This window comes from Pseudomonas donghuensis (assembly GCF_000696345.2).
In the GTDB taxonomy this organism is placed as follows: domain Bacteria; phylum Pseudomonadota; class Gammaproteobacteria; order Pseudomonadales; family Pseudomonadaceae; genus Aquipseudomonas; species Aquipseudomonas donghuensis.
On record NZ_CP071706.1, the window covers coordinates 4,417,535 to 4,430,000 of the forward strand.

Sequence of the window (12,466 nt, forward strand, 5' to 3'; positions counted from 1 at the left end):
TTGTTGTGCACGCCATGTAAAAAGTCCTCGCGCAGCGGGGTGCGCGAGGACGCCTGTTGCCAAGCCTCAGAACTCGTCGGCGACCGACTCGAGGATCTTGCCCATCAAGTAAACCGTGGTGCGTGCGACTTGCTTGACCGACTCTTTTTCTTCGTCGGTCACGACCCAGCGGTCGATGGCTGCGTTGACTTGCTCGGAGTGTTTCTCGTCGATGATCGCGTGGGCGACAAAGAAGGTAAGTTGTTGATCGGTCAGCTTGAGATGGTTCTTGCAGACATCCATCAATGGCTCGAGGTGCTCGTAGCAGTCCTCGGCCCAGAAGCTGTAGCCCAGCCGTGGAATGATGCCGCGGCACACAGAGACGAAATCCAGGTAGCCGTAGAACGCCTCTGTGGCCGGCAGCATCGGCTTATCGAACTCGGACTTGTCGACGCCAATGGCGATCAGGTCGTTGTACGCCATGTTTTCATGGCCCAGTTCTTCCAGCGCATGCTTCATCGCAAAACGCAGCAGGCCGACCTTTTTATGGTCCTGGTTCCAGCACGCCACCGCCTGGTTGATCGCGTTGTTCTTGGTGTAGTGATACACCTGGACAATCGACTTGATGTAGAGGTCACGCTGCAACTCGGGGCGCTTCATCATCTGGAAAAAGCGGCCGGCCTTGATCTTTTCCCATTCGGCATCACAGATGGCTTTCAGCTCTTTGCGAAACGCGGTCACTTCAGTCATTTCACTCTCTTCCTTGGCGGGTTGATAAATCATTCATGACACTTTTTATACTATCAAGCGAACACGGACTTACAGGCGCAGTAAGGACTTTATGATGTAGATGAACTTGGAGAAGAACCCCAGGCCTTCGATAGTATCCCAGTGTTCCATCAGCACACCGTTTTCCACACGATAGATATCGATCACCTTGTAATTCACCGTAAAGAATCTGTGCTTGGCCCAGTGCTTGGCATACAGGAAGACATAATCGCCTTCGGCGCATACCCGTTCAATGCTGGTACCCGACTCGGGGAATGTTTTGAAGAACTGCGTAAAGTAGGTCTTGAAGCCTTCGCGGCGCGGTGGAATAAATACATTGTTGTGTTGTACATAATCCTCGGCAATCAACGTATCGGCGACCGCCAGTTCCCGCTGGCCAAACATGCGCTCGTAAAACTCGATGACCACTTCTTTGTTCCTGGCTTCCATCTTGGATCAACCTCAATGTTGTCGTTGTTTTTGGATGCTCATCCCGCCAGTGACTGCCTCGCGGCACGGGCGGCCAAGGTGTAGCGAATCAAGTCATCAATGTTCTTCAGGTCTGCAGGGCAGCTTTGCAAGCCGAAGAAGGGCGTGACCGACGGCATCAGATCGCCTTTGTACAGGGCGTAGTAGTGATCACCGCGGGCTTTGATCTGGAAGAAGATACCGTCCTGATCAAAGACGAAGCTGTCGAACTTCGGCGCAAGCCGTGGTTTTACGTAGGTGATGAAGGTTTTGTAGCCGCCTTCCAGGGCGACCAGCGAGGCGCCGGTCATCGCCAATCCGTTGACCACGTTCTTGACCGGGGAATGCTTGTCGACAATAAGTCGCGAGAGTTCGACGCACTCATTCTCGTAATTGGGCCCGGAGAACCGCACCAGTTGTTCATGGCTGATGAACTCGCCCGACTCGTGAGGGAAAGGCGTAATACGCTGGGTGCCGATAATTTCACCATCATAATAAAAGGCAAACACGTAGGAACGCGGGTCGTATTCATCCAGGCATACGGTGTCGTCGACCGCGTTACCGAACAACGTCTTGTAGTAAGTCTTTCGCTGCCCGTACAACCGGCTGCGGGCACGAGACAGTTCGAGAAACTGCGCTGGCGTAACCACCTGCCTGACGTTGACCTTGTCAGATTGGCACAAGTCTTGAAGTACTGAATCATAGAAACTGTAGATTGCCGAACCGGCTGAATCATCCTTTACCAACTGCATATTTGCCGAAGGCAAGGCAGCCTTATTACTTGCGAGTGATGGCATGAGAATTCCCTTCTTATTGTGATCTGTAGTATTCAACTCAGCCCAGCGCACGACCTAAGTTTCCACAGGACAATACATAGCTTCGCCTCCTTGCGTAGATGCCTACAAGTTGATGATTTGCTTACTGCGCACAGCAAGGCACGCACCCCTCTTATCGCGGGCGTGCCTTTAAACTAAAGCGACTTGCAGTTAAACCGGTGGCAGCGAGGTCAAGGCTCGACGGATCTGCTCTGCGCGCTCGCCCAGCACTTGGGGCGTAGCGAGTGGAAGGTCCGCATGACCCAGGTTGAAACCGTCACCGACAAAGCGGGCCAGTACATGCAGGTGGGCGTGGCCCACCGTCTGCCCGGCCACAGCGCCATCGCACAGCAGCAGGTTGATACCTTCGCAGGGGTGTTCATTGAGGCTCAAGCCGCTTTCACGCAGGGCGGCCGCCACCCGTTGACCCACACGCATCATGTGGCCACAGGTTTGAGGAGGGATATCACCCAGGCCGCTTGCGTGGGCCTTGGGAATGACCAGGACATGACCAGGAGTAATCGGCTGGATGGAGAGAAAGGCCAGGCACTGCTCGTCTTCGTAGACAACGGCAGCCGGTGATTCTTTCTTGGCGATTGCACAGAAAATGCAGTTCACGATTAGCTCCCTCTATTGTAGTAGGTGCAAACCCGGTGGAGGCATGAAGATCCGGGTTGCTACAGGCTGCATTCCATTGCAGTTGACCGCACAGCTTGAGGGTGAAATTACCCTTGGCATTTCACATCTGTACACGTGAGTTTTGAAATTTTTTGTATCTGAATTCCAGAAAACACCTAATAGATTGATTTAAATGAGTTTTCTTAATGTTACTTTTTGTATCCGTCCTTTATCAGGCCGTGTGGGCCGTGTTGTTGGCCCGTCGGAGGGATATTTAAGGATCACCGTCCAAGACCCTCAAGGCCAAGGACGGTGAAGCGATCAAAGACCCGGTTTCCGGTGGATCGCAAGGCTGCTCCGCTTGAGGGAACAGCATTGCGGCCTGTGCCGGGCAGCTCGAGTCCCAAGCCTGGTTCTGCGCTCGCGAACTCGCCGGCTGATTGGCCGTTACCTTGACGAACATATCGTGCGCAAGCTCGATGCCGATCAACGGCGAACCTTGCCGCGGCTGCGGGACAGGCAGGATCTGCCAGTACAGGACGTGCCAAGGATCGGCCAGATGGATTGGGGCAGGCATTCGCTTAGCGTGCTGCAGTGGCAGCACGAACCGTGGATTCGTTTGCGCGATGTGCCTGAGGTGCTGTTCGAGCCAGGCTCCATGGCGCATAGAAGCGCCATCAAAGCCCCCCACCCTGGCGGCAGGTGGCGGCGCGCTGGCTGCGGCTTTGAGTCAGGGGCTAATGAGCTGCATGGTCGGTTTCCACACTGATCGCAAAGCGCGCCAGCACCGCATTGATGAACCGTCGCAGCTTGGCGGTTCTCTGCCGGTTGGCGGTATAGAGCAAATGCATCTGCCGACTCGGCGGCTGGTAGTCAGCCAGAACCCGCACCAGCTCGCCGCTTTGCAGCGCCGGGCGCAGAAAGTCTTCCGGCCCCAGCACAATCCCGAAGCCATCCAGCGCCGCTGACATCAGCGCCCTGCTCTCATTGACCTGCAAACGGCTGGCGACCTGCACCTTGTGCAGGGTATCGCCCTGGACGAACTGCCACTCGCGATCGGCCGGGCGCGACCAATAGGCGTAGCCCAGGCATTCGTGCTGTTCGAGGTCGGCTGGCGTTCGTGGGGTGCCGTGGGCGGCCAGGTAGCACGGCGCAGCGCAGGCCACCAGGCGGTAAGGCGCAAGCGGCCTGGCGGTCAGGCTGGAGGTGCCCAGGGGGCCGATGCGAAACGCCACCTCGAAGCCCTCCTCGACCAGGTCGACGAAGCGGTCGGTCAGGTGCAGGTCGATCTCAACCTCGGGGTACTGGCGCAGAAAGTCAGTCACCAGCGGCATCAGGCTGTAGGAGCCGAAGGTGACCGGCGCACTGACCTTCAGTTTGCCCCGCGGCGTATCGTTCATGATCTGCGCCAGGGAGTCGGCCGCCTGCGCCTCGCTGAGGATGTGTTTGCAGCGCTCGTAGTAGGCGTTGCCAAGCTCGGTCAGGCTCTGGCGGCGGGTAGTGCGGTTGAGCAGGCGCGCGCCCAGGCGATGTTCCAGAGCGGCTACATGCTTGGCAACCATTTGTGGCGACATGCCCAGACGCTCCGCGGCGCTGGCATAGGAACCTGCTTCAGCCGCCATCACAAAGGCGCCCATGCTGGTCAGACGATCCATCATTCAACACTCCTGGTAACGACACTCTATCCAGACCGGTAATTTATCTCCATCTGGTTGCCAATCATCATAAACGCTCCTATCACGCAACGGAGCAAGGACATGCGTATCGGCATTATCGGGGCAGGTTTTATCGGTCGGGCAGTGGCACAGCTGGCGCTGGCAGCCGGGCATCAGGTGATGCTCAGTAACTCACGCGGGCCGCAGACCATGAGCAGCGTGCGCAGCGGCATTCTGGGCTGCGAGGTGGGCAGTGCAGAAGATGCGGCGCGGTTTGCTGAGCTGATACTGGTGGCGATCCCCTTCGGGCACTACCGCAGCGTGCCCGCGCAGTGGCTGGAGGGCAAGATCGTTATGGACGCCAACAACTACTACCCGGACCGCGATGGTCATTTTCCCGCGCTGGACAGCTTCCAGACCACCACCAGTCGCCTGCTTGCCGAGCATCTGCCGGGTTCGCGGGTGGTGAAGGTGTTCAATGCAATTCTTGCCCAGGACCTGGAGAAAGACGCACGTATCAGTGGCGCAACAGATCGGCGTGCCCTGCCTATTGCCGGCGATGATGGTGAAGCGAAGACCGTTGTGAGCACGCTGCTCGACGACCTGGGTTACGACACCGTCGATGCCGGCGGCCTGGACGACAGTTGGCGGTTCGAGCGGGCCAAGCCGGCTTACTGCATCCCCTTTGGTGTAGAGGGCTTGAAGCGGGCCCTGGCGCAAGCCGAGCGTGAGGTTGAAGTGCCTGAAGGTGCCTGGCGGCGTTAAGTGGCGGCGTGACAGTTGATCTGATCCGTATTTTGCAGCGCCAACTGAATCTGTTTCGGTAACAGCGCCAGAGCGAAAATAGTCCTGCGTCCCGCTCTACCGGGCGCATCTCGCTAGTGCAGCCTGGCGCTGCACCGCAAAACCGTCATCTGGAGCGCTCAATGGGTAAGCTTGCATTCTTCGTCGTGGGTTTTCTGGCGCTGGCCATCGCGATTGGCGCACTCGGTACTATTTCACCGCTATAAACACCGCTGTTCTCCAACCTTCTGACTCAAGCCTGCAGCACGGCGTTGACGATGGCGCCGCATCCGCCGCCAACCTGTGCGAAAATAGGGGGCTTTTGTTCCTATGTTTGGAGATGTACAGCTTGGTAATGCACTACTCAACCAGCGGCGACGCAGTCGCTTGCGGTCGCGCCGGTAATAACCTCACCAGCACCTCCACCCCTGACCAGGTTTCCTGCAAGTCGTGTCAGCGGTCCCTGGTCAAGACGGAGTCGTCTGCGCCGGCCAAAAAATCCACCCCGTCCCTGGCAGAGCTGCGCAAACAGCGCATGGCCAAGGCCAGCCCCACCGCGTTCTGCTTCAAGGCCAACTGGCGTGATCGCCTGACCGCCCTGCCCGGCAGCAGCCGCCTGCCGCGCGGCGTAGTGCCTCAGCGCTTGGTCTAAGCGCGCGCCCGAGGACACGTGGGTGCCGACACACGGCCCCACGTGATCCCCCTTCATCGCGGCTGACGATACTCGGCCAGCCAGTGCTCCAGCTCGTCATCCATCCCGCAGCCAATCAGCACCCACAACAATACCCGGCACTTGCGCGGGCACAGGAACCCCGCCATCTGGGCGCCCTTGCGTTGCAGGTCCATTTCGCCGCCGTCAAAGCCATAGGTATACCGCGCCGTAGGGCCGGAGCCGGTTCGCGAGGCGATAATCACCGGCATTCTAGTGAGGATGTATCCCACACTCTTTGCCCACCCTTCGGATACATGCCCGGCGCCAAACCCGGCGACGACCAAGCCTTCATAGCCCAACCCGGTCATTTGCTCGAGCAGCAGGGTGTCAGCAGCCAGGCTGGCCTCCAGCAGCGCTACACGTTGATCGAGACGCCAAGGCTCTGGCAGGGGCTGGCGAGGCCTCACAGGCTTCAGGTAGCACGCGTGCCCCTCCACAACCAAACCCTCGCAGCCGAAGTGCGCTGAGCTGAAGGCTGCCATGGCCAGGCTCTCGGTTTTACGCACATGGGCAGCGGCGTGGATCTGATCATTGATCACTACCAGTACGCCGCGGCCCCGACTCTGCGCAGCCAGCGCCACCTGCGCCGCTGCCAGCAGATTGGCCGGGCCATCGGCGCCGGGCTCACTGGCCGCACGCATGGCGCCAGTCAGGATCAATGGCGCATCAAAGGGCCAGAGCAGTTCGAGAAAGTAGGCCACTTCCTCGAGGGTATCGGTGCCCTGGGTCAGCACCACCCCCTGTGCGCCCTCCTCCACCTGGGCTTTGGCCCAATACAGGACATCGATCAACTGAATGAAGGACAACGATGCACTGGGTAGCATCTGCAGGGTTTTCGTCGAGATGTGCGCAAGGCTTGCAAGCTGGGGTGCCTCGGCGAGCATCTGCGTGCTGTCCAGACCAGGAGTGACACCTTCGCCTACTGCTGACTGGAGCATGCTGAGGGTGCCGCCCAGGGTTCCTATGGCAAGTTTGGGCAGGGTCATGCGTCACCTCCTGTAACCAGACTGATGAAGGGGAGGATTGCCAGGGTAGAAACAGCCATGGACAGCACATTGCCGATGAAGCCATGCATATGGCTTGGCAGGCGCTGGCTGATAGCGGCCGCCAATGGCGGGGCCAGCAGTGCTCCCAACACCGCACTGAGCCCGACCACCTGCCAGCTACCGCCGAAGGTGAGCACGGCAGCCGGGACGACGGAAACGATCGGGATATAGGTTGGATACCAGCCCAGGCGCATCCATTGCCTACGCCAGATCAGCACACCGATGAACGAGGCCAGCACCTGCCCCGCCACCATCTGCACGACAAGTTGCGAGCCGTAGGCCGGGCCCGTGGGAGACAGGATGTACGCCAGCAACAGGCCCAACAACAAACCCAGGCTCGCCAGCTCATTGCCGAAGAACGGCGCTTCACTGAAGTCGGCCAATACCCGGCGCAATGTCCAGGTGATGCCGTAATCGGCTTGGATCTGGCCGACCGCTTGTGGGGTGTGTTCCGACGCGGTTGACCTCACCAGCAGCGGAAATCGGCGGATCAAGATGAACGCCAGCACACTGGCAACCGCCATGCCGCCGACATTGCCGACGACCACTGGCAGCTTCAAGGGGTAGCACAGGTAGTTGACCAGCAACAGGCTGGCCGGCGTGACCAGCAAAGCGCCCATCAGTGCGCCGCTGAAAGCGACCTTCCAGCCTGGACCAAACACCAGCACCATAGCCGCCGGCAACGAAACGAACGCGACGAAGGTCGGTTGCCAGGTGCCACTGTTCAAGGTCCAGCCCCACAGCGCATGACTGAACCACAACCCCAGCAGCGAACTGGTCACCAGCCACGGCCACAAGCCCGTACCGTAGCAAATGGCGAAGCCTTGCCAGCGCTTGCCGTTGCGGTTGGCCCAATGGGCCAGGGCAGCACCTGCGAGCAACCCCAGCGCTGGCAGCTCATGCTTGTAGAAGGCCACTTCGCTGATATCGCCGATGACCCAGCGCAAACGCGCCAAGGGCTGGTTGAGGTTGCTCATCATGTGCACATAGTCTGGCCACAGGCCAATCCAAGCGTCGGCGCGACCGCTGATGACTTCAAGCAGCACCGTGGTGACCAACGACACCGTCAGGCACAACAACAGCAAAGGCCAGAAGGTGGAACGGGAGGTTTCGATTGAGTTGTCCATCCCTCCTCCTTAGCGCGGCAAGGCTGGGTGCAGGTCATAACCGAGCATCGAACCGTAGAGGTCGGTCCGTCGGTCGCGGGGCAGATCGTTGAGGCTGTTCCAGATCGGTGCGCTGCGAGCACTACTGAGGTCGAGATCGGCGTAGAGGATGCATTGGTCTTCCGGCCCGGCGATCTCACCGAGGGGCCAGCCGTTGGTGCCGGCAATCAACGAGCAGCCCAGAAACCGCCCACCACGCTCACTGCCGATCCGGTTGGCGGCGGCGATATGCACATTGTTGACATGGGCGGCGGTCATGGTCAGGTAAGAGGCCATGCAGCGGCCACTGGCATCGAACAACGGCGGTGGCGTCCATACCCAGTTGTTCAGGCCGCAGATGATATCGGCCCCCTGCATGGCCAGCAGACGTGGCACTTCCGGGAACCAGATGTCCCAGCAGATCAACAGGCCGATACGGCCGATGGGCGTCTCGAACACCGGGAAGCCGAGGTTCCCCGGGCTGAACCAGAGCTTCTCCTGGTTCCACAGATGGGCTTTGCGGTAATGCCCCAGCAGGCCTTCCGGGCCGAACAGCACAGCACTGTCATACAGTTTCAAGCCGTCGCGCTCGGCAAAGCCTGCAACCAGGTAGACATGGTGTTGACGGGCAAATGCTGCCCAGGTTTTCAGGCTAGGACCGTCCGCCAGAGCTTCGGCGTGAGCCCAGGCTTCGGCTCGAGTATTGAAGCTGTAGCCGGTGTTGGCCAGCTCAGGCAGGACTATCAGATTGGCGCCCTCGCCGACCGCCTGTTCTGCGAGCTGCAGGCCATGGCAGAGGTTGTTGTCGCAGTGCTCAAGACCGACCTGCGGGTCGAACTGGATGACTGCGACACGGGCGGGACTGATCGGGGCAGCATTTGCAGACATGGGCTTTGGCCTTCTTATCGTTATGGGAGGGACGCCAGTTAAGCGGACACTCGGTTAGATAAGACAGTCAGGCGGGTCTGAAGCTGGGGCAGGAATGGTCTTAGGTTGGGGAAAGGGCAATCATGGTAGCTGGTGTTTCCAGCTAATCAGGCGGTGCCTGCATCGCCGGCAAGGCCGGCTCCCACAGGGGCCACGACTAGCAATTAAATCGCCATAAAGACAAAACCCCTACCTGCGTACGCAGATAGGGGTTTCGGAATTTAATCTTGACGATGACCTACTCTCACATGGGGAAACCCCACACTACCATCGGCGATGCATCGTTTCACTGCTGAGTTCGGGATGGGATCAGGTGGTTCCAATGCTCTATGGTCGTCAAGAAATTCTGTTGCCAGAAGGTCTTGTTTAAGACACTCCAGCGAATCGGGTATGTGATGTTTTGTGAGTTACAAATTCTCGGCTTTGCAGTCTTCACAACACCGCAATCTGGTCATTCGACGCAAATTGCTTGGGTGTTATATGGTCAAGCCTCACGGGCAATTAGTATTGGTTAGCTCAACGCCTCACAGCGCTTACACACCCAACCTATCAACGTCGTAGTCTTCGACGGCCCTTCAGGGAGCTCAAGGCTCCAGTGAGATCTCATCTTGAGGCAAGTTTCCCGCTTAGATGCTTTCAGCGGTTATCTCTTCCGAACATAGCTACCCGGCAATGCCACTGGCGTGACAACCGGAACACCAGAGGTTCGTCCACTCCGGTCCTCTCGTACTAGGAGCAGCCCCTCTCAAATCTCAAACGTCCACGGCAGATAGGGACCGAACTGTCTCACGACGTTCTAAACCCAGCTCGCGTACCACTTTAAATGGCGAACAGCCATACCCTTGGGACCGGCTTCAGCCCCAGGATGTGATGAGCCGACATCGAGGTGCCAAACACCGCCGTCGATATGAACTCTTGGGCGGTATCAGCCTGTTATCCCCGGAGTACCTTTTATCCGTTGAGCGATGGCCCTTCCATACAGAACCACCGGATCACTAAGACCTACTTTCGTACCTGCTCGACGTGTCTGTCTCGCAGTCAAGCGCGCTTTTGCCTTTATACTCTACGACCGATTTCCGACCGGTCTGAGCGCACCTTCGTACTCCTCCGTTACTCTTTAGGAGGAGACCGCCCCAGTCAAACTACCCACCATACACTGTCCTCGATCCGGATAACGGACCTGAGTTAGAACCTCAAAGTTGCCAGGGTGGTATTTCAAGGATGGCTCCACGCGAACTGGCGTCCACGCTTCAAAGCCTCCCACCTATCCTACACAAGCAAATTCAAAGTCCAGTGCAAAGCTATAGTAAAGGTTCACGGGGTCTTTCCGTCTAGCCGCGGATACACTGCATCTTCACAGCGATTTCAATTTCACTGAGTCTCGGGTGGAGACAGCGCCGCCATCGTTACGCCATTCGTGCAGGTCGGAACTTACCCGACAAGGAATTTCGCTACCTTAGGACCGTTATAGTTACGGCCGCCGTTTACCGGGGCTTCGATCAAGAGCTTCGCGTTAGCTAACCCCATCAATTAACCTTCCGGCACCGGGCAGGCGTCACACCCTATACGTCCACTTTCGTGTTTGCAGAGTGCTGTGTTTTTAATAAACAGTCGCAGCGGCCTGGTATCTTCGACCGGCATGGGCTTACGGAGCAAGTCCTTCACCCTCACCGGCGCACCTTCTCCCGAAGTTACGGTGCCATTTTGCCTAGTTCCTTCACCCGAGTTCTCTCAAGCGCCTTGGTATTCTCTACCCAACCACCTGTGTCGGTTTGGGGTACGGTTCCTAGTTATCTGAAGCTTAGAAGCTTTTCTTGGAAGCATGGCATCAACCACTTCGTCGCCTAAAGGCAACTCGTCATCAGCTCTCGGCCTTAAGATCCCGGATTTACCTAAGATCTCAGCCTACCACCTTAAACTTGGACAACCAACGCCAAGCTGGCCTAGCCTTCTCCGTCCCTCCATCGCAATAACTAGAAGTACAGGAATATTAACCTGTTTTCCATCGACTACGCTTTTCAGCCTCGCCTTAGGGACCGACTAACCCTGCGTCGATTAACGTTGCGCAGGAAACCTTGGTCTTTCGGCGTGGGAGTTTTTCACTCCCATTGTCGTTACTCATGTCAGCATTCGCACTTCTGATACCTCCAGCAAGCTTCTCAACTCACCTTCACAGGCTTACAGAACGCTCCTCTACCGCATCACCTAAGTGATACCCGTAGCTTCGGTGTATGGTTTGAGCCCCGTTACATCTTCCGCGCAGGCCGACTCGACTAGTGAGCTATTACGCTTTCTTTAAAGGGTGGCTGCTTCTAAGCCAACCTCCTAGCTGTCTAAGCCTTCCCACATCGTTTCCCACTTAACCATAACTTTGGGACCTTAGCTGACGGTCTGGGTTGTTTCCCTTTTCACGACGGACGTTAGCACCCGCCGTGTGTCTCCCATGCTCGGCACTTGTAGGTATTCGGAGTTTGCATCGGTTTGGTAAGTCGGGATGACCCCCTAGCCGAAACAGTGCTCTACCCCCTACAGTGATACATGAGGCGCTACCTAAATAGCTTTCGAGGAGAACCAGCTATCTCCGAGCTTGATTAGCCTTTCACTCCGATCCACAGGTCATCCGCTAACTTTTCAACGGTAGTCGGTTCGGTCCTCCAGTCAGTGTTACCTAACCTTCAACCTGCCCATGGATAGATCGCCCGGTTTCGGGTCTATACCCAGCGACTAAACGCCCTATTAAGACTCGCTTTCGCTACGCCTCCCCTATTCGGTTAAGCTCGCCACTGAATATAAGTCGCTGACCCATTATACAAAAGGTACGCAGTCACCTAACAAGTAGGCTCCCACTGCTTGTACGCATACGGTTTCAGGTTCTATTTCACTCCCCTCTCCGGGGTTCTTTTCGCCTTTCCCTCACGGTACTGGTTCACTATCGGTCAGTCAGTAGTATTTAGCCTTGGAGGATGGTCCCCCCATATTCAGACAAAGTTTCTCGTGCTCCGTCCTACTCGATTTCATGACTAAGAGATTTTCGCGTACAGGGCTATCACCCACTATGGCCGCACTTTCCAGAGCGTTCCGCTAATCTCAAAGCCACTTAAGGGCTAGTCCCCGTTCGCTCGCCACTACTAAGGGAATCTCGGTTGATTTCTTTTCCTCAGGGTACTTAGATGTTTCAGTTCCCCTGGTTCGCCTCTTGCACCTATGTATTCAGTACAAGATACTCAGCTTATGCTGAGTGGGTTCCCCCATTCAGAGATCTCCGGATCAAAGTCTGTTTGCCGACTCCCCGAAGCTTATCGCAGGCTACCACGTCTTTCATCGCCTCTGACTGCCAAGGCATCCACCGTATGCGCTTCTTCACTTGACCATATAACCCCAAGCAATCTGGTTATACTGTGAAGACAACATTCGCCGAAAATTTGTAATGACTCACAAATTTTACCTTAGCCTGAACACACACCAGTGAAAGTGCTGTCCAGTCTATCTTTCTATCACATACCCAAATTTTTAAAGAACGATTCTGAAAAAGTTCAGAAATCAATATTCG

10 protein-coding genes and 2 rRNA genes are annotated in these 12,466 nt (G+C 57.0%); 2 read left to right on the top strand and 10 right to left on the bottom strand.

What is annotated here, in order from left to right:
- Positions 1-66: 66 nt before the first annotated feature.
- The 5 genes from BV82_RS20555 to BV82_RS20575 all read right to left on the bottom strand — a co-directional run bounded on the left by BV82_RS20555 (position 67) and on the right by BV82_RS20575 (position 4,306).
- Positions 67-762, bottom strand: a complete 696-nt coding sequence (locus BV82_RS20555; RefSeq protein WP_200874286.1) for an iron-containing redox enzyme family protein — start codon at positions 760-762, stop codon at positions 67-69.
- A 36-nt stretch (positions 763-798) separates the two neighbouring features.
- Entirely contained in the window at positions 799-1,197 is a 399-nt protein-coding gene (locus BV82_RS20560; protein ID WP_010220481.1) for a nuclear transport factor 2 family protein, read from the bottom strand.
- Positions 1,198-1,235: 38 nt separating this feature from the next.
- Positions 1,236-2,012 (bottom strand): hypothetical protein, encoded by a 777-nt coding sequence (locus BV82_RS20565; protein ID WP_223253920.1) that lies wholly within the window; start codon positions 2,010-2,012, stop codon positions 1,236-1,238.
- 189 nt (positions 2,013-2,201) lie between these two features.
- Positions 2,202-2,648 (bottom strand): HIT family protein, encoded by a 447-nt coding sequence (locus BV82_RS20570; protein ID WP_010220483.1) that lies wholly within the window; start codon positions 2,646-2,648, stop codon positions 2,202-2,204.
- Positions 2,649-3,385: 737 nt separating this feature from the next.
- Positions 3,386-4,306 (bottom strand): LysR family transcriptional regulator, encoded by a 921-nt coding sequence (locus BV82_RS20575; RefSeq protein ID WP_200874287.1) that lies wholly within the window; start codon positions 4,304-4,306, stop codon positions 3,386-3,388.
- Between the two features lie 99 nt (positions 4,307-4,405).
- On the opposite strand from BV82_RS20575, the gene BV82_RS20580 reads away from it, so the two are divergent.
- Both BV82_RS20580 and BV82_RS20585 read left to right on the top strand, forming a co-directional pair.
- Positions 4,406-5,068 (top strand): NADPH-dependent F420 reductase, encoded by a 663-nt coding sequence (locus BV82_RS20580; protein WP_036996605.1) that lies wholly within the window; start codon positions 4,406-4,408, stop codon positions 5,066-5,068.
- A 373-nt stretch (positions 5,069-5,441) separates the two neighbouring features.
- Positions 5,442-5,738 (top strand): hypothetical protein, encoded by a 297-nt coding sequence (locus tag BV82_RS20585; RefSeq protein ID WP_010220486.1) that lies wholly within the window; start codon positions 5,442-5,444, stop codon positions 5,736-5,738.
- Between the two features lie 53 nt (positions 5,739-5,791).
- On the opposite strand, the gene BV82_RS20590 is transcribed toward BV82_RS20585, so the two are convergent.
- The 5 genes from BV82_RS20590 to BV82_RS20610 all read right to left on the bottom strand — a co-directional run bounded on the left by BV82_RS20590 (position 5,792) and on the right by BV82_RS20610 (position 12,286).
- Positions 5,792-6,784: an asparaginase gene (locus tag BV82_RS20590; RefSeq protein WP_010220488.1), complete on the bottom strand. Its 993-nt coding sequence runs from the start codon at positions 6,782-6,784 to the stop codon at positions 5,792-5,794.
- The gene (locus BV82_RS20595) at positions 6,781-7,971 is read right to left on the bottom strand and encodes a hypothetical protein (RefSeq protein WP_010220490.1); all 1,191 of its coding nucleotides are present in this window, start codon (positions 7,969-7,971) and stop codon (positions 6,781-6,783) included. Before BV82_RS20595 ends, BV82_RS20590 begins: the two co-directional genes overlap by 4 nt.
- Positions 7,972-7,980: 9 nt before the next feature.
- On the bottom strand, positions 7,981-8,877 hold the full coding sequence (locus BV82_RS20600; RefSeq protein ID WP_036996606.1) for a nitrilase family protein: 897 nt from the start codon (positions 8,875-8,877) through the stop codon (positions 7,981-7,983).
- A 264-nt stretch (positions 8,878-9,141) separates the two neighbouring features.
- A 5S ribosomal RNA gene (gene rrf / locus BV82_RS20605) occupies positions 9,142-9,257 on the bottom strand.
- A 139-nt stretch (positions 9,258-9,396) separates the two neighbouring features.
- Positions 9,397-12,286 (bottom strand): 23S ribosomal RNA (locus tag BV82_RS20610).
- Between the last annotated feature and the right edge of the window lie 180 nt (positions 12,287-12,466).